The following is a 22755-nucleotide window of genomic DNA, read 5'->3' as shown; positions in this document are numbered from 1 at the left end:
TGCAAATTGCCCGCTTGCACGCATGGCAATCCACACCTATAGGCCCGCCTCTGCCTCGCGGGGTTCGCCCCGCAAGCATCCGGTCGGGGAGTAGCTCAGCCTGGTAGAGCACTGTCTTCGGGAGGCAGGGGCCGGAGGTTCGAATCCTCTCTCCCCGACCACTTTATCGCAAAAACGACGGTTTTCCGCCTCTTTAGCATGATGCATCGCACCACTGCGGTCACACGACTGTAGCACATAAGCGATGCACATGCGGAAAGGTCAGACCGATTATTCGCATTGCTCATCTTACGCGTCGCGGCGCGAGATATGTCATCCGGCGCCGCATCCATTTCCGAAATATTACCTCTCGGCCTCTAGCGCTCGCGCTTCAGACGGCTGACCCGAGCAACGACCTTCCCCGAACAGCCCCCAATGCTTTTTCGTATTGGCACGTGCCGAAAGCGCAATTCCGTTAGGCTGATTACTTGTGACACCTACCTTAGGGCGGACGTTCGACTGTCACGGACGCAAGTCAGCGTTGAAATGCCATGCGTATGGAGGTCTGTCCTGCTGCTAACTGCTGGCATTGAAGAGAATTTAATGAAATGTACCTAAGTTAAAGAACGAAATAGCTAATTGGATAAGCGCGAGCGAAGCGCAGTTCGCCAAGGGGTCTCGAAGTCAAACATGAGTTTGCTGTGGTTCACGTGGCGGTCGCTCCTTCAAACGGTTGTGATAATCTGCGCCGGACTTATCGGCCCTGGCCTGTTCGCGGCCCCACCTACCGACACATGCTTTGCCGTTTCGCGCTCTGTTATCGTTCCCGATAGATCCGATCTGCAATGCTCGGGGAAACCACGCAGTTACAGCAGCCGTGTCCTTTGGCTGCGTGTGCCGATCGCGCCAGCGCTTTCGCAAGATGCATCGCTCGCCATTCAATCCACTCGGTTCGAACGCCTCGATGTCTACCTCGAATATAGAAACGGCATACGAAAAGCGGGGTCGGTCGGCCGAGGCGCCTACGGCAGTAATTGGCAAGTCGGTGGTCAGATCGCTTTCGACACCGATGTTGACAATCAAGCTAGCGCGGCATGGCTACGAATAGAGGGCCTGCAGAGTTATGATCTGCTTGAGCTGCGAATGGTTTCTCAGCCGGCCGCACAACGCCAGTTCCAGCTGACCGCATTCGCTATCGGAGGTGCATTGGCTCTTCTAGGTATAGCTGCGTTGTTCAACTTCGGTCTCGCTATGGGCTTACGGCAAAGCTTTTTTCTTTGGCATGGTGGCTGGGCGGCGACAGTCATGATCTGGGGCCTTGTTTGGTCTCAGATCGGACTGACGATAATTCCAGAGATGGCGGGCACCACATCGAACCGCCTCGCGACTATTCTGGCCTGTCTTGCAATTCTGTTGGCGTCTCTCGCAACGGCAGCGGCGCTACGGCAAGCCACGCCGAAACGCCCGCGCCGCCTGCTCGTCGCGCTCGGCGCCGTAGTTTTCGCCTTGGGTACGGTAAGCGGCCTGCCCGCCGCCAACATTGGACGGTTTGCCATAATACTGGGGATCGGGACCCTATCTTGCGTGGCACTAGCAACGGCCTGCATCGCAAAAGCCTGGAAGGATGGTCATGTGGAAGGCCGTTATCTTGCGATTAGCTGGGCCATTCCCATGGCAACGTTGGCCATTACTCAGATAGTCGATCTCGGCGGGGTGTTATGGGGCGGCGGCGACAGGATCGTGATGCTGTTTGCTTCCGCCTTGCAGGTTATCTGCTTGACCGGCTTTGCAGCGGCACGCTTGGGATCCCTGCGAGTGGAGCGCGACGTCGCGATCGAAACTGGTTTGAGAATGGTGGAACTCGCCGAACGGGATCCGATGACGGGATTGTTGAACCGCAGGGGGTTCCTTGCCCGATGCTCAGAAGATTTTGGCGGGCTCGTGAAAGTCCCATTCGGCTTGCTCGTAATCGATCTGGATAGGTTCAAGTTGGTCAATGATGAGTTTGGGCATCAGACAGGAGATGAGGTCCTAATAGCTATAAGTCGCAAATTGCAGACGTTTGAAGCGCGATATGCCTGCCATGTTGGCAGGCTAGGCGGAGAAGAGTTCGTCGTGGGTGTGAGCGGGCTTGCCGAAGAAGACCTATTCCGGCTCGGCGAAGCGGTAAAATCCGAATTGGCGCAATGCAATTTGGATGAAATTGCACCCGCTCTCCGGATCACAACCAGCATTGGGATAGCGCAAGGCATAGCGGATGGGCCGTTCGACACGCTTTACAGGCAAGCCGACGACGCACTCTATGCCGCCAAGCACGCAGGCCGAAACCGCGTGATCATCGCTGATATCAGCTCTGCTAGACACCAAGTGATCACAACCCTGGTGTCCGGGATTGATCGCGTCCACATGTGATTAGGGGGACTTAACAGGAGCAGGTTTCAGGTCAGTCAGCGTGCCCGGCAATGAGTGCCATTAGAATGGAAATTTTCTAACCGGTCTTTTGACTACTTTGCTGGCGTACTTGTCGCTCTAATTCGCTGCGGAGCCTTCGCTCCTTTTGACCAGTCGAATGGTCGAGGCAACTGACTCCGCTTATCCAGACGCTCGTGGTTCGACCCACAGCGTCTTGATCGCCATCCATATTACCACGGTCAATGGGCCACCCAGCAAGAGGCCGGGCAAACCGAACAAAACCCCGAAAATCAGCAGGCAAAATAATGTGACCGCTGGCGGGATCTCGACTGCAAATTTCATGGCCAGAGGAGCAACAGCGTTGCCCTCGATCTGCTGCCAAACGATAAAGAAACCGATGGTCCACAACGCTGTATCGATACCAACGGTGCCGGCTATCAGCACTGCGGGTATTGCGCCCAAGACGGGCCCCAGGAGTGGCACGAACTCGAATAGCCCGGCCAAGATAGCCAGCGCCAGTGCGGACGGCACGCCAAGCAGGGTCAGTCCGAGATAGACGACCAGGAAGGTTGCAAGCATGGAAATGAGCTGGGCCAGCAACCAGTCGCGTAAGGCCTTTCCCGTTTTGCGGCTGGCTGCATCCACACGATCGCGCGCACGTTGCGGAAGGAGCCTGATGGCACCTTTATGATAGGTTTTGGGATTGATGGCGATATAGACCCCGCCCAATACCGCGACCACCAAACCGGATAGCGCGTCTGTCAGTGCCCCGAACATTGTTTGCACCATTGAGGCCAGGCTTGTGCCGTCAGGCGCGAAATCGTCGATCACGCTTTCAACACGGTCGGGGCCTGCCCAGTCGACGAAATTCTCCCAAGCTGGGGGAAGCGTGTCGCCGAGTTGGGACAATTGGGCGGATATCTGGCGACCGAACAACAACGCCGCGCCAATAAGCACCGACGCAATCAGAATGCCGGCCAGCAGACGCGAAACGCCTTCCGGCACGGGTGCCAGCTTCCGCAACGCGTTTCCAAAGGCGTCGAGTACAACGGCTACCACTACCGCTGCGAAGATTAGCAAGAGAACGCTTTGCAACTGCCAGATCAGCAGAGCGCAAACTACCAGTGCTATAGCTATCAGAACACGGAAGGAAAACTGCGCAAGGCTGCCGGTCACGGGAAGCTCACGAGACAGTCGATGGGCATTTTCATTTACTCCCAGGACGAGCTCCGATCGGCCGCCCGGAAGCATCAACCAATAGCCGCAACGTCAGGTCCTTATTAAATGGATAATTCCTAGGGCGCTTGTCCCCCTCTGGCATTCGCAGCATTCACGCTTTCGATGAAATACGACGGGCCCTTGGAGCGCTTTCGATTCAATTGGCCGCTGTTCGACTTCGGCCGCGGCCAGTCTAGCACTTCATCCCAACCCTTCATTGCGCAGCAAGCCTGCTTGCGCGATAGGAGGTTGTCGCCTTTTGCGACCGGTCTGAAAACTATATCGGGATTTCCTCAAATGCGCCGCGCAACCATTGCTGCACTTTTCATGGCCACCATCGTTCTGAGTGGCTGCAACACTGTTCGCGGGGTGGGCGATGATTTGAAATCGGTCGCCAACACGGTCGACGACGCCACCTGATCGCTCAAAAGCCGTAGCGGAGACCGCCCCATATCGTGCGCGGGGCACCCAGGTCGATCGAACCGCCTTGGTTGCGGGTCACGATTGTTTCGCCCGTAAGATTTTCTCCGCGGAGTACCAGGCTTAGCTTGCCCATGATCGGCACCTGCGCAAAGGCGTCGAGCGTCGTTGCAGCAGGTAATGTATCCATTTCCAGATCGTCTTCGAACTGGGCGCTAACGTGACCGACGGTTGCCGACAGGATCCAGTCGATCGCGGGGCGGTATGCGAGCGTTGCGCGCCCCGCAAAGCGGGGTGTCTGGGCAGGTCGGTTACCATCGAGTGCTGCGGCAAAGCCCGATCCGCGAGTTTCGGCATCCGTCCATGAGATAGAGGTATTCAGGCTGAGCTTACCCAGATCTGCCTTCGCTCCGGCCTCGATACCACGAGCACGGATCGCATCAATATTCTGACGCTCTCGCAGGTTAGTATCAATCGTCACATTGGCTATCGCGTTCTTTACGCGGTTGTCGAACGCGGTGAGGGATAGTGACAGGGTTTCGGTCGGCGTGACGTCCAATCCGGCCTCGAACCCTTCCAGTCTCTCATTCCGCAATCCCGCGTTGGCCTGGGTGACGACGGGGAAGACGACGAACGGGCGGTAAAGCTCATTAAGCGTAGGCAGACGAAGGCCGGAGTATGCTGCGGCCCGGAGGGCTAGTGTGTTGGATGGCCGGAGGAGTAATCCCCCTCGAAAAGAGGCATCCCATCCGCCCCTGTCGGCGAAGGTTTCGGCGGCGACGGGCAGTCCGTTGGCGTCGCGCTCGCTGAAGAAACCGTCGCGGATCGACCAGCGATCAAGCCTCGCGCCGCCAGTCAGGGTCAGGGTACCAAGCGTCCAGTCATTCTCGATGAAGAGGCCAAGATCGCTGTTTGTGCCGCCAGCATTACGCCGCGCCGTGACCGCGCCGGAAAACGCGCTGATCGCCGTTTCGAACAATTCGCCATCCGATCGACGATAGTCGACACCCAGCCGCAGCACATTGTCTTCTCCGGTCGGCGGGCGCAGTTCGAATTTTCCGCCGAGGCCGATCGACGGAGTATTTCGCTGATCCAGTACCGGAGTGAAGCTGCTCGAGCTGATCACGACATTCGTGAAATTGCGTGCCTGGACATAAGCCAGCGCATCGAATTGCCATCGGCCGCGACCGATCAGCCGGAGGCTCGCATCCTGGCCTTCGATCGTGCTGTCGGCGCCTTCAAATCGCAACGTCCGAGCATCGCGGTAAGCAAGCCCGCGAAATTGAAGCTCGACATCGCCTGCGAGGGGCGCAACGCCGCGCAATTGGGTCGACCAGCTATCGAAGGCAGCGCGCGCCGTCTGCGGCACACGATCATCTGCGGGCGTTGTGAAGAAGCCCTTCCCACGATCCCAGCGACCCGACACCACGGCAAACCCAGCGCCCAGGCGCGAACCGATGCTCGCAGAGCTTTCCGTCTCCCCGCGATCATTGACCAGTAATTGACCGGCGACGCCGTCCAGTGCCTCGAGCCCGGCGCTTTCCAGCTCGATCGTTCCGGCCAGCGCCCCGGCACCGAAGGGCCCCGATCCCCCGCCCCGTGTGACCCGGATTTGCGCAAGACGCTCCGGCGCAAGCGCGCTGAAAGGAACATAGCCGAAAAAGGGATCGCTCATGGGCACACCGTCGAGCAGGACGAGCGCCCGACTGGTCGCATTGCCGCCCAGGGCACGCAGCGTCGCGCCCTGGGCGGACGCATTCGCGGAACGACTGTCCGAACGGCGGAACTGCTGGAACCCCGCAACAGACGAAAGGGCATCCTCGATCCGCCCGGACGGCACGGAAAGCAACTGGTCGCGATCGATTTCCTGCGTGTCGTAAGCTGGAGCAGCAGGTGTCGCTTCCAGCCCCGTGCCGGTCACAATGATTACAGGCTCATCGGTCTGCGCGAATGTGGGGGTCGCGGCGGCGACCGCGATCAGGCTAGCAGCCAGCGAATATCGAAAAATGACCATCGCGCTCGCCCTAACGCCAGGTCTGGGGAATTGCGAGTGCCTGCAAGGCGTTTGCACTGAGCAAACGAATGCCTAGAGATATGTCGAAGAGGAGACCTGATGCATGACGGAAGCTGGCAAGAAATCTGAATGGGTCAAGCGCCCCGCTATGGCCGCCGAAGGCACGAATTGCACGCTGGAAGAATACCAGTCACTCTATGCGCGAACCATCGAGGATACGGATGCTTTCTGGCGCGGGCAGGCGGAGCGGATCGATTGGTTCAGCAAGCCCGAGGTCATTGGCAACTGGTCCTTCGATCCGGTTTCCATCAAGTGGTTCGAGGACGGTGTTCTCAACATCTGTCACAATGCCGTCGACCGGCATGTCGAGGCGGGCAATGGCGAGCGCATCGCATTGATTTTCGAGCCCGATGCTCCCGATGAAGAGGTGCGCCGGATTACCTTCGCCGAACTTCAGGCAGAGGTTGTTCGAATGGCCAACACCTTGAAAAAGATGGGTGTTTCCAAAGGCGACCGGGTAACCATCTATATGCCCATGGTGCCCGAAGGCGCTTTTGCCATGCTGGCATGTGCGCGGATCGGGGCGATCCATTCGGTGATTTTCGGCGGCTTCAGCCCCGACGCGATCGCGGGCCGGGTCGAGGATTGTGCGAGCGACTGGATGATCACCGCAGACGAAGGACTGCGCGGCGGCAAGCGGATTCCGCTGAAAAGCAATGTCGATCGAGCGTTTGAAAAGGTGCCGAACAGGGGTGTTCTGGTCATCAGACACACGGGCGGTTCGGTGAGCATGACGGAAGGCCGCGATCACTGGTACCACGAGCTTTCGGCCGATGTGGCGGATGAATGTCCATGCGAGCCGATGAATGCGGAAGATCCACTGTTCATTCTCTATACGTCAGGTTCGACAGGCAAACCAAAGGGCGTTCTGCATACCACCGGCGGATATGCCGTCTGGACCGAAACCACCTTCCGTTACATCTTCGATTATCGCGAAGGTGAGGTTTTCTGGTGCACTGCAGATATCGGGTGGGTCACCGGGCACAGCTACATCGTCTACGGTCCGCTGCTGAATGGGGCGACCGCCCTGATGTTCGAAGGCGTTCCGAACTATCCAGATCACGACCGCTTCTGGGCCGTATGCGAAAAGCACAAGGTCAACATCTTCTACACTGCTCCAACCGCGATCCGCGCGCTGATGCGCGAGGGCGACGCTCATGTAACGAAGCACGACCTGTCATCGCTCCGTTTGCTGGGCAGCGTGGGCGAGCCGATCAATCCCGAGGCATGGCGCTGGTATTATGAGACTGTCGGCGGGGGGAAACTGCCGATCGTAGACACCTGGTGGCAGACCGAAACCGGGGGCTGCATGATTACCACCCTGCCCGGCGCGCATGACATGAAACCGGGCAGTGCGGGAAGGCCTTTCTTCGGTGTGTGCCCGCAGCTGGTCGACAATGAAGGCCATGTTCTGGACGGTGCGACAGAGGGCAATCTGTGCATCACCCGAAGCTGGCCCGGTCAGGCGCGCACGGTCTACGGCGATCACGAACGCTTCATCCAGACCTATTTCAGCACTTACAAGGGCAAGTACTTCACGGGTGACGGCTGCCGCCGCGACGAGGACGGATATTACTGGATCACAGGCCGCGTCGACGATGTCATCAACGTATCCGGCCATCGCATGGGTACGGCCGAAGTTGAAAGCGCGCTGGTTCTGCATCCGAAGGTCAGCGAGGCAGCCGTGGTCGGCTTCCCGCACGATATCAAAGGCCAAGGCATCTATTGTTATGTCACGCTCAACGCCGGAGAAGAGCCGGGTGACGAACTGTCGGCAGAATTGCGCACGCATGTCCGCGAAGAAATCGGCCCGATTGCGACACCGGATCACATCCATTTCACCCCAGCCCTTCCCAAGACGCGGAGCGGGAAGATCATGCGGCGCATTCTTCGCAAGATTGCCGAAAACGATTTCACATCACTGGGCGACACATCGACACTGGCCGATCCCGGCGTAGTCGATGAACTTATCGAGGGAAGAAAGAACCGTTAGCAGACCTTAGCTCTAAGTTAACCACGCGATGGCATTGAAGGCGGATGCACAGGAACGCCGCCAGATGTGGATAGCGAGACTTCTGGCGCGCCCTTCCCGCCAGTTCGAATGGCGCAGCTATTTTTTGTTCGGCTGCGCCATTCTGCTGGCCGTGCTGCTGGCCGGCGCAAGCTTTAACGCGCATCGTTCATCACAGGATCTGTCCGCCGTGCGCGAGCGACAGGTTCACTCGCTCGACGTTCTGCTGGCGGCAGACGAACTGCGGATGGCGGCACTTCAGCAGGTGCGCGGCGAACGCGGGTTTCTGCTTACCGGTGATGCAAGTTTACTCGATCCCTTTGTCGAAGGTCGCAATGCGGCGGGCAAGAGCTTTGCCCGCCTGATCGAACTTACGGCCGACAATCCGGAACAGCAGCAACGGCTGCTGGATATGCGCGACGAGTTCGGCGCATTCAACGCGGTTCTCGACGCCGTGATCGCGCAGCAGAAAAGCGGACGGCGCGAAGATGCAATCTTCTACATTCAGCTCGGAAACGACAAGGATGCGCTCGAAGCGGTCTTGCACGAAATCGACGCGCTCGTGGATGCCGAACGGGCGCTGCTGCTCGAGCGCGGCGAACTTGCCGACTTGCGAGCGGTATCGAACGAGCGCCTTCAGTATGTGCTGGCGAGCATCGGGGTGCTGTTCCTGCTACTGACAGCAGTGACTATCCTGTTTCTGCGCCGCTCGTTTGCCAGGGGACGCGGACTGGAAAGCGAATTGGAGCGGGTGTCTGGGACGGACGCCCTCACCTCCCTTCCCAATCGACAGAAATTCACCGATGCGCTCGCCCGCGCGATTTCGGTGGCCGAAAACAATCCCAAACGAAAATTCGCCCTGGCGATATTCGATGTCGATCATTTCAAGCGCATCAACGACCGCTGTGGCCATGAGGCCGGTGATGAAGTCATCAGGGAAGTGGGCAGCCGGGCGATGCAGGCCCTGCGGGAGCAGGATTTCGTCGGACGGATCAGCGGCGAAGAATTTGCCGTTCTGCTGCCCGGGGCAGATCTGGAAAAGGCGCATCTGGTTTGCGAGCGGATGCGCGCAGCCATCGCCGGGCGGCCGGTTACGTGGGACAATGGGATCATCCCGTTCACAGCCAGTTTCGGTGTGGCGGAATTTCGCACCGGCGACGATATCGACCACATCATGGTGCGGGCAGACACCGCCCTTTACGAAGCGAAAGTCGGCGGCAGGAACCAGGTTCGCCTGGCCGCCTGACACTTGCACGCGGGTGCGATAGCCGCGTAGGCAGTGGCGATGACCAAACAGCGCGTGCTCTTCGTCTGCCTCGGCAATATCTGCCGCTCTCCCCTCGCCGAAGCGGCTTTTCGCAAAGCTGCGAGCGAAGCCGGACTGGACGCCGAGGTCGATAGCGCCGGCACAGCGGATTATCATGTCGATGAAATGCCCGACCCCCGCAGTATCGAGGAGGCGCAGCGCCATGGCATCGATATTTCCAGCTATCGCGGCCGACAACTGAAGCCGGCTGATTTCCATGAGTTCGACTGGATCCTGGGTATGGACCGATCGAACATGACGAACATCTCCAGTGTAGATCCGGGCGACGGCAAAGCACAGGTATTCATGCTCATGGATATCGTGCCCGGACAGGAAGGCCGCGAAGTCGCCGACCCTTGGTATGGCGGCGAAGACAATTTCCGTGCGACATGGGACGATGTGTCGATGGCAGCCAAGGTACTGGTCGCGAAAATGACCGATGACCGCGCTTGAAGATGCGGCAAAAGCAATATTCGGTGCCAGCCCGACAGCGATAGAAACTCTGGCTGGCGGGGACATATCCGGTGCCAGCAGGATCGAGTTTGCCGACGGTTTTTCCTGCGTAGCCAAGAAGGGTCCATTGATCGATCGCGAGGCGCGAATGCTGGAAGCTTTTCAGCGACTGGATGCGCCGTCAGCCGTGGTGGTGGGAACAGTCGAGGATTGGCTGTTCCTCCAGGATCTTGGGCAACCTCGACCATTTTCATCAGCCACCTGGTCAGCGCTTGCCGAAACGATGGCCCCTTTGCGCGGCGCGGCCGCAGGTCGGAAATACGGCTGGAAGGAAGATTACGGCCTGCGCCATATCGTCGTTCAGAACCAACCGCGAGAAAGCTGGGTGGAATTCTGGCGCGATAATCGCCTCCTTTGCCATGTCCCCGAACTCGATCCCGATCTTGGTCGAAGAGTCACTGCACTGGCGGAAAGGCTGGACGATCTAATCCCGGAAAGACCACCCGTGTCACTCGTCCATGGCGATCTGTGGGGCGGCAATATCGTGTGGGACGGGGCCACTGCGTGGCTGATCGATCCTTGTGCCTGTCACGGCGACCGCGAAGTCGATGTAGCCGCGCTGACGGCTTTCGACACACCTCCTCCGCAATTCTTCGAGCAGCTGGACCTGGCGCCGGGGTGGCGGAAGCGATTGCCGGTGTACCGGTTGTGGATGTGGCTGATCCATGTGCGGCTGTTCGGTTCCGGTTACCGGGTGGCTGCGGAACGGGATCTCGATCAGCTGGGCTTCTAGCCGCCGCGGAGGGTCTTGACGCCAAAATCGCGTTCGAAAAGATACAGCAGCACCCGTGCCGCCTCGCCCCGTTTTCCTTCAAGACCGCCGTCGCGTTCCATCAACAGGCGCGCATCGTCATAGGCCTTGGGCAACAGTTCCGTGATCTGTTCGAGGCTCGCCACGGCGAACGGCGTATCGCCAGATTGCCGTGTTCCGAGCAGTTCGCCACCACCGCGAAGACGCAGATCTTCTTCTGCAAGAAAGAAACCGTCCTGGGATTCGCGCATCAGGGCCAAGCGTTTCTGAGCGCTTTCGGACAGTGTTTCGCCATGGAGCAAGACGCAGAAGGATTTCCCGCTACCCCGCCCCACCCGGCCCCGAAGCTGGTGAAGCTGGGCAAGGCCGAAGCGTTCGGCCTGTTCGATGACCATCAAGGTGGCATTGGGCACATCGACACCGACCTCGATCACTGTCGTTGCCACGAGTAATTTGGCATCGCCGCGGGCGAAGCGTTCCATCGCCGCGTCCTTGAGCTCTGCCCCGAGCTGGCCGTGGACCATCACCACGTCATCGCCGAAACGCTCTTTCAGCGCTGCATAGCGCGCTTCCGCGGCGGCGATTTCTTCCGGGCCGTCCATTTCGCGGACCATCGGGCAGACCCAATAGGCCTGCCGCCCTTCGGCGATCTGCGCGGCGAGCCGATCGACCAGCGCACCAATCCGCGCCTGTCCCATGACAACCGTGTCGATCGCCTGACGTCCGGGCGGCAATTCGTCGAGCTTGCTGACATCCAGTTCGCCATATTGCGCCAATGTCAGAGTGCGGGGGATCGGCGTCGCCGTCATCGCGAGGACATGCGGCGCGCGCCTGCCCTTGCTGGCCAGCATAAGGCGCTGGCCCACCCCGAAACGGTGTTGTTCGTCGATCACGACCATGGCGAGATTGCGATAGCTGACCGCGTCTTGGAAAATCGCGTGGGTACCCACGACGAGGTCAATGCTGCCATCCAGCAGCCCCATCAGCGTAGCTTCGCGCGCCTTCCCCTTGTCGCGCCCGGTCAGCAGCGCCACGCGCGCGCCGGTGGGTTCCGCCATGCGGCGAAGGCTCTCGTAATGCTGGCGGGCCAGGATTTCGGTCGGGGCGAGCAGCGCCGCCTGGGCGCCCGCTTCCACCGCGATGAGCATGGCTTCGAGAGCCACGATGGTCTTGCCTGCACCGACATCGCCCTGGAGAAGCCGCAGCATCGGTGCTTCCTGCGCCATATCGCCTTCGATTTCGGCGATGGAGCGCCGCTGCGCCCCCGTCAGCGGAAACGGTAGGGTCAGCTTTCCGCGGTAAGTGCCGTTGCCCTGCAGGGGCTGGCCCTTGCGTTTGCGATTGTCGGCCCGAACCAGCATCAGGGCCAAGCTGTTGGCGAGCAGTTCGTCATACGCCAGCCGATCGCGCGCCGGGGCATTTTCGCCCTTGTGGGCCAGCACCAGCGCATCGCGCCAAGTGGGCCAGTCTTCCTTGTTCACCTGCGAACTGTCGATCCATTCGGGCAGGTCGGGTGTGCGGGACAGCGACTGGTCGACCAGCCCTGCGATCTTGGGCTGGGTCAGCCCTTCCGACAGGCGATAGACCGGCTCGCACAGCCGCTGCAGGGTTTCGCCGCCTTCCTCCACCACATGATCGGGATGAACGATCTGCAGCATGTCGCCGAAGCGTTCCAGCTTGCCTGCGACCCACCGCCTTTCGCCCACCGGCAGTTGCTTTTTCGCATTATAGGACGCGCGCCCGAAATAGGTCAGCGCGATCACGTTGCCGATGCCATCCTGCGCCAGCACGCGATAGGGGGCCCGCGGGGAACGGCCGCTGCGATGCTCTGTGACCGACAGTTTCACCACGATCTGCTCGCCTTCGCCCGCATCGTCGACATTCTGCACCGCGCGGCGCGTCACGAACCTTTCGGGAAGGTGGTAATCGAGATCGCGCACCCGCGTAAGGCCAAGCCGGTCCAGTGGTTTCTTCAGCTTGGGTCCAACGCCATCGAGAGTTTCTGTCTCGGCGAAGAGGGGGTTGAGAATATCGGGACGCATTGCGGAATGCTATAGCCGCTTGCGCGGCTTTGGCGAGTGCCCTACCCGCGACGAATGCCCGATCTTCTCACATTCGAAGGCCGCAAACAGCGCGCCAAATTTCGCGCATGGCACCGCGGCACGCGCGAGGCGGATTTCATGATCGGAGGGTTCTTCGACCGGTACCATGCCGACTGGGCCGAAGAAGAACTGGCCTGGTTCGAAGCGCTGCTGGAAGAAGACGACGTCGATGTCATGGCCTGGGCGTTGAAAACCCAGCCGACGCCGCCCCGCTTCCAGGGCAAGCTGATCGAGGCGATGCAACAGCTCGACTACGTGGATATTCCGCGTTGACGGACGGCCCTCGGGCACTATCTCGCCACTGACGAATTTTCCAATGCGCCCCCTCCCCAAATCCGGGCAGGGGGCAGTCTTGCGTGTGCGACCCGCCGCGCCCCCAAACGCCAGGACCCCGATGCCCGACCTCTCCCGCATCCTGAAAGCCGATACTCCCCTCACCCTGGCGCAGGTCGCACGCGGTGCTCAGCCGCTTGTCATGGCCGATCTCGCCCGAGCGAGTACGGGCCGCGCGGTTTTCATTGCGCCGGACGATGCGGCGATGCGCGCGATTGTCGATGCTGCCGCATTTTTCGCGCCCGAGCTCGAGGTCATCGAATTTCCCGCCTGGGACTCGCTGCCGTACGATCGCGCCAGCCCCGCGCTCTCGATCAGCGCCAGAAGGCTGTCGGCACTGTTTCGCCTGCAGGCCGGCAAGGCCAAGGCGCAGCTCGTCGTCACGACAGCCAATGCAGTATTGCAACGCGTGCTGAGCCCCTTCCGCATTCGCGAAAGTGTGCGCGAGTTCAAACCCGGCATGGAAATCGGCCGCGAAAGCCTGGGGCTGCTGCTGCAGAAACAGGGGTTTGGCCGCACCGACACGGTCATCGACAAGGGCGAATATGCCGTTCGCGGGTCGATTGTCGATATCTTCCCCAGCGGCATGGACGAAGCATTGCGGCTGGACTTCTTCGGCGATGAACTTGAATCGCTGCGCACTTTCGATCCCAATACCCAGATGAGCACCGGTCGACTGGATTCGCACCTGCTGCTCCCCGCTAGTGAAGCGCTCCTCGACGAGGACAGCATCAAGCGTTTCCGGAGCCGCTACCGGGAAATGTTCGGCGCCAATGCGACGCAGGATCCACTGTACGAAGCTGTCAGCGATGGTCGCCGTCTCGCCGGGATGGAGCACTGGCTGCCGTTGTTCGAGGAGAAGCTGGCGACGCTGTTCGATCACCTGGGCAAGGACGATTTGATCGTCATCGATCAGGCTTCGATTGCTGCCGCTGACGAGCGGGTCAAGGACATCTCGGATTATTACGATCAGCGCACCGCTATCACGGGGCAGGCAAAGGGTAATTACCGCCCACTGAAGCCAGACGCGCTTTATCTGACCGGCGAAGAACTGAAGAAAGCGCTGGAGGCAGCGCCCGCCCACCGGACCACGCCTTTCGACGAACCCGAAAGCGACAAGGTGGTTGGTTTCGGGTTCCGCTCCGGCCGCGACTTTGCACCGGAGCGCGCGCGAGGGGACAATGTCTATCCGGTTCTCGCAGATCATCTGAAATCACTTGCCAAGGCTGGCAAACGCCCGCTCCTCGCAGCCTATTCCAAGGGAAGCCGCTCACGCATAGCGTCCATCCTCGAAGAGGCTGGCACGCCGGTCCAGATGGCGGAAACCTGGCAGGAAGCGCTGGGTATGGCGGCGAAGGGCAAGCCTGCGGCCATGATCCTGCCTGTGGAAGCAAGTTTCGCCAATGACGAGATGGAACTGCTCACCGAGCAGGACATCCTCGGCGACAGGCTTGTTCGCCGCAAAAAGAAGCGCAAGGATTCCGACGCGTTCCTCGCCGAGTTGCAAGCGCTCAGCGTGGGCGATCTGATCGTTCATACCGAACACGGCATCGGCAAGTATCTCGGCCTTGAACCGATTGCTGTCGGCAAATCCAAACACGATTGCGTGCAGCTCGAATACAAGGGCGGCGACAAGCTCTTTATCCCGGTCGAAAATATCGATGTGCTGAGCCGCTATGGCAGCAGCGAGGAAGCGGTCATGCTCGACCGGCTCGGAGGCGAAGCTTGGCAGAAGCGCCGTGCACGCCTGAAAGAACGCATCAACGAGATCGCGGGCGAGCTGATGCAGGTCGCGGCGCAACGCGCGCTCAGGAAAGCCCCAGTCTTCGAAATCGACGAAGGTCCCTTCAATCAGTTCCTTGACCGTTTCCAATATGACGAAACGGATGATCAGGAACGCGCCATCGAGGACGTTCTGGGCGATTTGGAAAGCGGCAAGCCGATGGACCGGCTTGTCTGCGGCGATGTCGGCTTCGGCAAGACCGAGGTCGCCTTGCGAGCGGCTTTCGTGGCGGCGATGAATGGTCAGCAGGTCGCTGTGGTGGCTCCCACTACGCTCCTCGCCCGCCAGCACTTCGAAAATTTCGCGGCGCGCTTCAACGGTTTCCCGCTCAAGGTAGGTCGACTGTCCCGATTGGTGCCAGCTCGCGAATTGAAGGAAACGCGCGAAGGGCTGGAGAACGGACAGGTCGATATCGTCGTCGGAACGCATGCGATCCTGTCGAAACAGACGAATTTCAAAAACCTTGGCCTTGTCATCGTGGATGAGGAGCAGCGCTTCGGCGTCACGCACAAGGAGAAGCTCAAGCAGCTCCGTGCGGATGTGCATATGCTCACGCTGACGGCCACTCCCATTCCCCGCACCCTGCAGATGGCCATGACGGGCTTGCGAGAGCTTTCGACCATCCAGACCCCACCTGTCGATCGGCTTGCCGTGCGCACCTATGTGATGGAGTGGGACGACATGGTGATGCGCGAAGCCTTGCTTCGCGAACATCATCGCGGCGGGCAGAGCTTCATCGTCGTACCGCGTATTTCCGACATGGAGCAGATTTCCGACTGGCTTCACGAAAACGTTCCAGAGATAAAATTTGTCTCCGCTCACGGCCAGATGTCGGCCGGCGAAATCGAGGAGCGGATGAGCGCGTTCTACGAAGGCCAATACGAAGTCCTGCTTGCGACAACGATCGTCGAAAGCGGGCTGGATCTCCCTAGTGCCAACACCATCATCATCCACCGGGCCGACATCTTCGGACTGGCGCAGCTTTATCAGCTGCGAGGGCGTGTCGGCCGGTCGAAGCTGCGCGCTTACGCCTATCTGACTTATGCGCAGGACACTCAGCTTTCGGAAGTCGCGGAAAAGCGCCTGAAGGTTCTCGGCGATCTCGACAGCCTGGGCGCAGGCTTTCAGCTTGCCAGTCACGATCTCGACATTCGCGGAGCGGGCAATCTGCTGGGTGACGAACAGTCCGGCCATATCCGCGAAGTCGGGTTCGAACTGTACCAGTCGATGTTGGAGGATGCGATACTCGCGGCCAAGGCGGGAGAACTGGGGCTCGAGGCGAAGCCTGAACGTGTCAGTCCGCAGATCACGGTCGATGCACCGATCATGATCCCGGAAGATTACGTGCCCGACCTTGCTGTGCGCATGGCGCTTTACCGCCGCCTTAACGATGCCGCCGACAAGGCCGAGATAGAGGCACTGGCCGCAGAAATGATCGACCGGTTCGGCGAGTTGCCATCCGCCACGGCCAATCTCGTCCGACTCATCGAAATCAAGCATCAGGCCATCGAAGCGAACATTGCCAAGGTCGATGTGGGCGCTCAGGGAACGCTGGTCACTTTCCACAATGACGACTTCCCCGATCCGATGGGCCTGCTCGGCTATGTCGATCGCCTCAAGGGCACAGCGAAGCTGCGGCCCGATATGAAGCTTGTTATCAGCAGAGCCTGGAATTCACCGGAAAGCAGGCTCAACGGTCTCTTCCAGCTCACCAAGGGGTTGTCGGGCATCGCCCGTAAATCGCGAAAAAGCGAGAAGGTTGCCGCCTAGGATCCTGCCAGTTTGAGGAAATCGGGCGCGCTCATCGGTTCTGCACGAAGGAAGCCCTGGTAGGACTGGCACCCTTCCTTGCGGGCCAGATCCCGCTGATCCGCGTTTTCGACACCTTCGACCAGCACCTTCAGGTCGAGCGCCTCGGCCATGGCGAGGATAGCCCTGAACACCGCCAGGTCCCGCTCGTCGTCGAGGACCCCGTCCAGCATCGTGCGATCGAGTTTCAGGCAGTCGATCGGCAAGACCTTCAGATATCGGAAATTGCAGAAGCCCGCGCCGAAATCGTCCAGCGCGATGCGTATTCCGAACAGCTTCAACTGATCGAGTACCCGGCTGACCCTGTCGAGATCGGCGAGCAGCACCTGCTCGATAATCTCGAGCGTGATCCGCCCCAACGAAAAGCCGACCCTTTCCGCCATGCGTGCAAAGTCGATGGCGAAATTATCGGCAGCGAGATCAACAGGCGTAATGTTCAATGACAGCCGCAAGTGATCCGGCCATTCGAGCGCCCGTTCGAGAGCACGTTTCGCGATGTGCCGGGAAAGGTGGGCAACATGGTCTGCACGCTCGGCTATCTGGAACAGCGTTCCGGCGCCAATTCGCCCTATCAGTGGGTGCTCCCAGCGAGCCAGGGCCTCGGCACCGATCAGCGTGTCGTCGTCCAGCGCGAATTGCGGCTGGAACAGGATCTCGATTTCGTCACGGTCAATTGCGGCGAGTAAATCCGCTTCGAGCTGCTGGTTCGAACGCCCTGAACGCGCCACTGCGCCCGCCGACCAGTCGATACGGCGGCGATTGCTGTCACGCATACGAGCTGCAACTTCGGACAGCCGATCAAGCACGCTATCGGCATTGTCATTGTCGGTGACCCGCATGAGGGCGAGTCGAGGCCACAACCTGAGGCTTGCCCCGCCTTCGGGATTGGCGATGGGCATAGCAATGGCGTCGGCAAGCGCTTCGGCCAGCCATTGCCACCTCTCGCGGCTACATTCCTGACGCGCGATGAGAAGGAAGCTGCCGCCGCCCATGCGCGCGGCGATCCAGGCACTGCTACTTTCCAGCTCGTCCGAAGCGAAATGCTTGATACGCTGCGCCACTTCGACCAGCGCGCCGTCGCCTGCACTCTCACCGAAAGCGACATTTAGCGTATCGATGCGCCCCAGCGTGATGAGCATCGCATGCATGGGACAGGAAATGGTCTTGTCGGGCCAATCCCGCTGCCAGCGCGTAATCGTGCCGCGGGCCTGCGCCTGATCAGCGAGGCCAGTTAGCGTGTCGCGCGTTTCGCCGTTAATTTCGTGGGGCATGCTTGCCATATCGGCCGTCCTTAGCGCGCCCCGCAGAAGGGTATGCCACTTTTTCACCCATGTTGCCAAATGGGACGTGCATCCATAGGTACGCTGCAATCCCGGGCAATGGTTATCCCGGACAGGAGGATGCTGGGGCAATGCCCGATTTCAGCCGCTTGGCTCTGCTTGTTTCCGATGCTCCGCTTGCGCAGGAAGCTGCCGACAAGGGTTTCCGCGAAATAGCCGATTGGGTGCCACTATCCGAAGCCGAGGCGGTCGTCGTTCTCGGCGGCGATGGTTTCATGCTGCAGACGCTTCATGCGATGCTGGATAGCGAACGGATAATCCCGGCCTACGGACTTAATCTCGGCACGGTTGGCTTCCTGATGAATCGCAACCGGAACCCCGAGACGCTGATCAAGCGCATCGGAAAGGCCAAACTCCATCATATCGCACCGCTGCGCATGCGGGCGCGGACCCAGGACGGTGAAACTCACACCTTCTGCGCGATCAACGAGGTCAGCCTGCTGCGCGAAACGCGGCAGACCGCGAAGCTCGAAGTGACGGTCGACGACAAGGTGCGAATCCCGGAGTTGGTTTGCGACGGTGTCCTGCTCGCAACGCCGGCGGGTTCGACTGCCTACAACCTTTCCGCCGATGGACCGATCTTGCCGCTCGATTCAAACCTGCTCGCACTCACGCCGATCAGTCCTTTCCGTCCGCGCCGCTGGCATGGGGCAATCCTGCCGGATCGAAGCAGAGTCTCGCTGCGCGTGCTCGAAGAGCACAAGCGTCCCGTTTCGGTCGTCGCAGACCAGCGGGAGCTTCGCGATGTCGCCCTAGTTGACCTTGAAATCGCGCGCGACAGCCAGCTGACGCTGCTGTTCGATCCCGGCCATGCGCTCGACGAACGCATCGTCGCCGAGCAGTTCGTCGTCTAAGTTGCAAAAGTAGGTAAGCAGTGTGAATTTTTGCGATTTGCCCGCTTGCCAAACAGCAAAGCCCCCCATATAGGCGCACCCCTGCCCAGCGGGCTGCTCCCCGATAGCTCAGCGGTAGAGTAGGTGACTGTTAATCACTTGGTCGTTGGTTCGAATCCAACTCGGGGAGCCAATATTTCTTTTCAAGCCTTTGTTTTCTTGCGGAATTCTCCAAAAATCCATTCCTAGTTCCCACAAAAGATCACCATTTTGGTGTCGGCTTTGGCCAAACGATGCCTCAGATTGGGTTCGGTCTCAACTCTGTGGATAAGGCGGGTATGTGTTCGGTCTATCAGGAACCGGGAGACTCGTACTATCGGGAACCGAAAGGTCGGTCTATCAGGAACCCAAACAGGCTTCAAACCCGCAGAAATGCTGGCCTCCAGCGTCCCTTAACAATGCTAACGAACAATCCTGATCGGATTGTTGCTAACGCGGGCATGCCAGCGCGCGGCTCCTCAGCGCTTTGGGGTGCGCCGTCGCAGCGCGCTGCTGCACTCGGCAGGTGCAAGCTTCTCAAGCGCTTGCTAGGAACTGAGCGATGAAGACCGATCTCGATCATCTGCCACCGCAAAAGCAGCGCGAGCTGGAACGCGTGGTGCAGTTGATCTTTGAAGAGTTCGACGATGCCTTCGCATTGGCCAAGCATCAATGGAAGAAGGCCGGACGCATCCTCAAGGTGATCCTCTACGGCAGCTATGCGCGCGGCACCTGGGTCGACGAGCCGCATACGGCCAAGGGCTACCAGTCGGACTATGACCTGCTGATCATCGTCAATGACAAGCGACTGGTCGACCGGGTAAAGTACTGGGCGAAGCTCGACGACCGGCTGATGCGCGAATACGGGGTTACCAAGGCACTCAAGACCCCAGTCAACTTCATCGTCCACACGTTGCAAGAGGTGAACGACGGGCTCGCCCACGGTCGCTACTTCTTCATGGATGTGAAGGACGACGGCGTAGCTCTCTACCAGTTCGACGGTACCGAGCTGCACACGCCCAAGCCCAAGACGCCGACGCAGGCGCTAGCGATGGCGCAAGAGTACTTCGACGAATGGTACCGAACCGGCGCTGAGTTCTTCGACAATTATAAGTTCAACCGAGATCAAGGCCGAAACAACAACGCGGCTTTCCAGCTACATCAAGCAGCGGAGCGTTTGTACCATTGTGTGCTTCTGGTCTGCACATTCTACACTCCCCACGTGCATAATCTCGGTTTTCTGCGCACCCAAGCCGAGCGCATTGATCGCCGCCTCACTTATGTCTGGCCCCGCGAGACCAAGCGTGATCGCGCGCGGTTCGAGAAGCTCAAGGAAGCTTACGTCAAAGCGCGCTACTCGAAACACTACCGCATCACCGAAGAAGAACTCGAATGGCTTGGGCGACAGGTCGATGAACTGGGCCGCGTCGTCCACGAGGTGTGCACCGAACGTCTCGAAAAGCTCAAGGCTGACGCAAGGGCGCGACCAGACAAGGCTTAACCACGTTTCCACTCCGACAGTCTAGATGCACCTGCCATGGTCGCTTCCAGGCAACGTGCAGCACAGCTCCGGGCCCTTCGCTGGGCACAGGGATCGCTTTGTGCAGGATGCGGTGACCACGTGCCTAGCGCTTCTCGGCTGAAGAGGTTCGATCCTTCCTACCCCACCTTCGATCACGTCACGACGCGCAGTTCTGGCGGCGGCAGAACGCTCCGCAATGGTCTCCTAAAGCACCAGCGATGCAACCAGCAACGCGCTGATCGTGCGCCAACCGGGTGCGATCTGATCTGGCTTCAGTTCGTCACAGCTCGGCTTGCAATGCGCCCGAAGAGCTTCAAGCCAACCTTCGAAGGCGGGGTCAGGAACACTCGCTAAGCGCGCGCCGTGTGCAGACTCGCTGTAGATCGAATGCGCGGCGTTCGCAGGTTTTGAGCAAGCCGTGCGCGCCCAAAAGACAACGGTCCGTGGGCGTCTGATTTTGAAGTTGGATTGGATGGCAAGATAGAAGCAGCGCCGTCGGTCGGGCTGCAGGTGGTTGGTTTTGTGGGGTAATGTGCGACGGCGCTCGAAACACCTCTGCGGCGCTTCCCTCCAAAAGCTGTTTCTTTTCAAGCAAACTGGCGACGGCGCTTTGTCGAGATTTGCTCAAATCGGCCTCGACATGCCTCAAAGTGCAGGTCTGTGCTCGTCCGCTCGGATGCATGAGTGTGCGTTTTGCTCGAATTCGGTGATCCATCGGCACAATGGCGTGAGAACGGCAGCCCCAGCGTAGAAACGTCATGTGGCGCAACCAGACCGCATTGAGGGATAATCGATCTCGATGGCGGGCCTGACCTGCTCCGCTCCATGTCCCCCAGGTCAGTCCGTCATCACCCGATTGATGAAAGGACCGACCGGCATGCCGACATCAGGCGCGAATGAGCAGCGAGCCAGGCAGAAAATCCAGACCGACATCGAACCGATTGCCATGCGGGTTCCGGAAGCCTGCCGCTATCTCGGGATCGGTCGAAGCACGCTCTATGTGCTCATTGGCGAAGGAGAAATTGAGTACATCAAGCTGGGCAGTTCGACATTGGTGCTCACTGAGAGTTTGAGGAGCCTCGTTGAGCGTAGGCGCAAGTCGGTCGATCAGATTGATTCTTAACAGTAGTTTTTCAGAATTCGTGACTAGGAGGCGTCCGCTTTGCGCCCCAATCCCAGCCGTTCATCGAGGAGGTGGCGTGACCCGAAAGCTGACATTCCGCAAGCGGCCCAGTTTCCGCCTTCGCTTCCAAAAGAGAGCCTCCTAATCGGCTGCCCGAGCCTTAATGAATGCCACGACTTTCGGCCAACTGTCGGCGCGCGCGGTAGCGTTGCCCTCGACGCTTCCGCCGAACGCGTCGAGCCTGCGGTAAAACGGGTTGTCCGAAGCCACTGGAGGCCCGAAAACGAAATGTCCGGCGTGCTGATAGGCCAAAACGGTAATGGAGGGACCTGAGCGCTCGGCACTGCGCTCTGCAATCATTCGGGACATAGGGCATGCGGGCCACATCGTTTCGGCCTCTCCGCATACGAGCATGATCTTTGCGCTGGCTCGTTCAATCGGAATCGCTGCCCGATCTGCATTGGCGCGATGCGTGGGATCCTCGATAGTGCGATAGACGCTAATGATACCATCCGATGCGTTCCAGTCAGAGAACGGCATCGTCGGCACCTCTTCGCCTGAAGCCGTCCAGGAAGAATAAAGGCTTTGCCCGTTCCTAGCCCAATCAATCCCGTTCCACGCGACATTTGTCGGCATTCCGGCGACCACCGCCGAAAGATCGGACCTTCGAGTTGCAACTAGCAAGGCAGCCTCTGCACCCTTGGATGCACCAACGACGGCCAGCCTTCCTGGATCGACCCCCGGCTGCTCTTTCAACCATTCGAGAGCCTGATCGAACAATTCAAGCGGTATGCGTTCAAGCGCATCAGGCTGCTCCGGCGCGCCGAAATAAGCCAGATGAAGGACCGTAAACCCCTCTTCCTGCAGCGAGAGCGCCATTTGCTTGGCACCGCCGCCGAGCCCGCCTTCAGAGCCGCCAAGGAGAAGCACGGCGGGACGAGGTACGTCCTGACTGATGCCTGCATTTCCGGCTGCGGGGTAAAAGTTGCCGAATAACTCATCTTGGTCGATGCGCTGGCCGGTCGGCCCGGGATCGAGCACCTCGATCTCAGGCAGCCCGTAGCGGTCCGGCGCTGCCTGCTGAAACAGGGCAGCTCCCGCCAGCAGGATAGCAATCCCGATGACCGGTAAGACTGTTCTGACTGAACGCATTTCGCTCTCCTTGATCGGCAGAGCATTATGCCTTC

17 protein-coding genes and 2 tRNA genes are annotated in these 22755 nt (G+C 59.6%); 14 read left to right on the top strand and 5 right to left on the bottom strand.

Annotation, left to right across the window (positions count from 1 at the left end):
• Positions 1-84 precede the first annotated feature (84 nt).
• Positions 85-161, top strand: a tRNA-Pro gene (locus KYK83_RS04575).
• Between the two features lie 508 nt (positions 162-669).
• Positions 670-2391, top strand: coding sequence for a sensor domain-containing diguanylate cyclase (locus tag KYK83_RS04570; RefSeq protein ID WP_346729416.1), 1722 nt, complete (start codon positions 670-672; stop codon positions 2389-2391).
• A 180-nt stretch (positions 2392-2571) separates the two neighbouring features.
• On the opposite strand, the gene KYK83_RS04565 is transcribed toward KYK83_RS04570, so the two are convergent.
• Entirely contained in the window at positions 2572-3567 is a 996-nt protein-coding gene (locus tag KYK83_RS04565) for an AI-2E family transporter (RefSeq protein WP_222827349.1), read from the bottom strand.
• A gap of 339 nt (positions 3568-3906) precedes the next feature.
• On the opposite strand from KYK83_RS04565, the gene KYK83_RS17395 reads away from it, so the two are divergent.
• The gene (locus KYK83_RS17395; RefSeq protein WP_283249907.1) at positions 3907-4029 is read left to right on the top strand and encodes a hypothetical protein; all 123 of its coding nucleotides are present in this window, start codon (positions 3907-3909) and stop codon (positions 4027-4029) included.
• 4 nt (positions 4030-4033) lie between these two features.
• On the opposite strand, the gene KYK83_RS04560 is transcribed toward KYK83_RS17395, so the two are convergent.
• Positions 4034-6043: a TonB-dependent receptor plug domain-containing protein gene (locus KYK83_RS04560; RefSeq protein ID WP_222827348.1), complete on the bottom strand. Its 2010-nt coding sequence runs from the start codon at positions 6041-6043 to the stop codon at positions 4034-4036.
• Positions 6044-6146: 103 nt separating this feature from the next.
• Between KYK83_RS04560 and acs the strand changes: the two genes are divergently transcribed.
• From acs to KYK83_RS04540, 4 genes are read left to right on the top strand one after another with little or no spacing between them, the layout of a single operon-like run.
• On the top strand, positions 6147-8096 hold the full coding sequence (gene acs, locus KYK83_RS04555; protein ID WP_222827347.1) for an acetate--CoA ligase: 1950 nt from the start codon (positions 6147-6149) through the stop codon (positions 8094-8096).
• 28 nt (positions 8097-8124) lie between these two features.
• The gene (locus KYK83_RS04550; RefSeq protein WP_222827346.1) at positions 8125-9360 is read left to right on the top strand and encodes a sensor domain-containing diguanylate cyclase; all 1236 of its coding nucleotides are present in this window, start codon (positions 8125-8127) and stop codon (positions 9358-9360) included.
• 39 nt (positions 9361-9399) lie between these two features.
• The gene (locus tag KYK83_RS04545; protein ID WP_222827345.1) at positions 9400-9873 is read left to right on the top strand and encodes a low molecular weight protein-tyrosine-phosphatase; all 474 of its coding nucleotides are present in this window, start codon (positions 9400-9402) and stop codon (positions 9871-9873) included.
• The gene (locus KYK83_RS04540) at positions 9860-10666 is read left to right on the top strand and encodes a fructosamine kinase family protein (protein ID WP_222827344.1); all 807 of its coding nucleotides are present in this window, start codon (positions 9860-9862) and stop codon (positions 10664-10666) included. The genes KYK83_RS04545 and KYK83_RS04540 overlap by 14 nt, the downstream gene beginning before the upstream one ends.
• Here the strand turns inward: KYK83_RS04540 and recG are convergent.
• Positions 10663-12726, bottom strand: coding sequence for an ATP-dependent DNA helicase RecG (gene recG / locus KYK83_RS04535; protein WP_222827343.1), 2064 nt, complete (start codon positions 12724-12726; stop codon positions 10663-10665). The genes KYK83_RS04540 and recG overlap by 4 nt on opposite strands.
• Before the next feature lie 54 nt (positions 12727-12780).
• Between recG and KYK83_RS04530 the strand changes: the two genes are divergently transcribed.
• On the top strand, positions 12781-13059 hold the full coding sequence (locus KYK83_RS04530) for an FAD assembly factor SdhE (protein WP_103023321.1): 279 nt from the start codon (positions 12781-12783) through the stop codon (positions 13057-13059).
• A gap of 121 nt (positions 13060-13180) precedes the next feature.
• Positions 13181-16672: a transcription-repair coupling factor gene (gene mfd, locus KYK83_RS04525; protein WP_222827342.1), complete on the top strand. Its 3492-nt coding sequence runs from the start codon at positions 13181-13183 to the stop codon at positions 16670-16672.
• Here the strand turns inward: mfd and KYK83_RS04520 are convergent.
• Positions 16669-17991, bottom strand: coding sequence for a bifunctional diguanylate cyclase/phosphodiesterase (locus tag KYK83_RS04520; protein ID WP_103023319.1), 1323 nt, complete (start codon positions 17989-17991; stop codon positions 16669-16671). The genes mfd and KYK83_RS04520 overlap by 4 nt on opposite strands.
• Positions 17992-18122: 131 nt before the next feature.
• Here KYK83_RS04520 and KYK83_RS04515 point away from each other — a divergent pair, with 131 nt between their 5' ends.
• From KYK83_RS04515 to KYK83_RS04500, 5 genes are all read left to right on the top strand, one after another.
• Positions 18123-18905, top strand: coding sequence for an NAD kinase (locus KYK83_RS04515; protein WP_103023318.1), 783 nt, complete (start codon positions 18123-18125; stop codon positions 18903-18905).
• A 97-nt stretch (positions 18906-19002) separates the two neighbouring features.
• Positions 19003-19077 (top strand) — tRNA-Asn (locus KYK83_RS04510).
• A gap of 408 nt (positions 19078-19485) precedes the next feature.
• Positions 19486-20424, top strand: coding sequence for a HEPN domain-containing protein (locus tag KYK83_RS04505; RefSeq protein ID WP_222827341.1), 939 nt, complete (start codon positions 19486-19488; stop codon positions 20422-20424).
• A gap of 36 nt (positions 20425-20460) precedes the next feature.
• Positions 20461-20799 (top strand): HNH endonuclease, encoded by a 339-nt coding sequence (locus tag KYK83_RS17600; protein WP_430299016.1) that lies wholly within the window; start codon positions 20461-20463, stop codon positions 20797-20799.
• A 445-nt stretch (positions 20800-21244) separates the two neighbouring features.
• Positions 21245-21568: a helix-turn-helix domain-containing protein gene (locus KYK83_RS04500; protein WP_248284253.1), complete on the top strand. Its 324-nt coding sequence runs from the start codon at positions 21245-21247 to the stop codon at positions 21566-21568.
• A 141-nt stretch (positions 21569-21709) separates the two neighbouring features.
• Here the strand turns inward: KYK83_RS04500 and KYK83_RS04495 are convergent, their stop codons facing one another.
• Positions 21710-22720 (bottom strand): acyl-CoA thioester hydrolase/BAAT C-terminal domain-containing protein, encoded by a 1011-nt coding sequence (locus KYK83_RS04495; protein WP_222827340.1) that lies wholly within the window; start codon positions 22718-22720, stop codon positions 21710-21712.
• Between the last annotated feature and the right edge of the window lie 35 nt (positions 22721-22755).

It is taken from the genome of Qipengyuania pacifica, assembly GCF_019857205.1.
Lineage (GTDB): Bacteria > Pseudomonadota > Alphaproteobacteria > Sphingomonadales > Sphingomonadaceae > Qipengyuania > Qipengyuania pacifica.
This window is presented reverse-complemented; position numbering and strand designations above follow the sequence as displayed.

Bases quoted from the DNA above. Each gene is read 5' to 3' on its own strand.
- KYK83_RS04505 (WP_222827341.1), top strand. From the start codon at position 19,486: ATGAAGACCGATCTCGATCATCTGCCACCGCAAAAGCAGCGCGAGCTG.
- KYK83_RS04520 (WP_103023319.1), bottom strand. From the start codon at position 17,991: ATGGCAAGCATGCCCCACGAAATTAACGGCGAAACGCGCGACACGCTA.
- KYK83_RS04540 (WP_222827344.1), top strand. From the start codon at position 9,860: ATGACCGCGCTTGAAGATGCGGCAAAAGCAATATTCGGTGCCAGCCCG.
- KYK83_RS17395 (WP_283249907.1), top strand. From the start codon at position 3,907: ATGCGCCGCGCAACCATTGCTGCACTTTTCATGGCCACCATCGTTCTG.
- recG (WP_222827343.1), bottom strand. From the start codon at position 12,726: ATGCGTCCCGATATTCTCAACCCCCTCTTCGCCGAGACAGAAACTCTC.
- KYK83_RS04500 (WP_248284253.1), top strand. From the start codon at position 21,245: ATGGCGGGCCTGACCTGCTCCGCTCCATGTCCCCCAGGTCAGTCCGTC.
- KYK83_RS04550 (WP_222827346.1), top strand. From the start codon at position 8,125: ATGGCATTGAAGGCGGATGCACAGGAACGCCGCCAGATGTGGATAGCG.
- acs (WP_222827347.1), top strand. From the start codon at position 6,147: ATGACGGAAGCTGGCAAGAAATCTGAATGGGTCAAGCGCCCCGCTATG.
- KYK83_RS17600 (WP_430299016.1), top strand. From the start codon at position 20,461: ATGGTCGCTTCCAGGCAACGTGCAGCACAGCTCCGGGCCCTTCGCTGG.
- KYK83_RS04560 (WP_222827348.1), bottom strand. From the start codon at position 6,043: ATGGTCATTTTTCGATATTCGCTGGCTGCTAGCCTGATCGCGGTCGCC.
- KYK83_RS04570 (WP_346729416.1), top strand. From the start codon at position 670: ATGAGTTTGCTGTGGTTCACGTGGCGGTCGCTCCTTCAAACGGTTGTG.
- KYK83_RS04495 (WP_222827340.1), bottom strand. From the start codon at position 22,720: ATGCGTTCAGTCAGAACAGTCTTACCGGTCATCGGGATTGCTATCCTG.
- KYK83_RS04545 (WP_222827345.1), top strand. From the start codon at position 9,400: ATGACCAAACAGCGCGTGCTCTTCGTCTGCCTCGGCAATATCTGCCGC.
- KYK83_RS04515 (WP_103023318.1), top strand. From the start codon at position 18,123: ATGCCCGATTTCAGCCGCTTGGCTCTGCTTGTTTCCGATGCTCCGCTT.
- KYK83_RS04530 (WP_103023321.1), top strand. From the start codon at position 12,781: ATGCCCGATCTTCTCACATTCGAAGGCCGCAAACAGCGCGCCAAATTT.
- mfd (WP_222827342.1), top strand. From the start codon at position 13,181: ATGCCCGACCTCTCCCGCATCCTGAAAGCCGATACTCCCCTCACCCTG.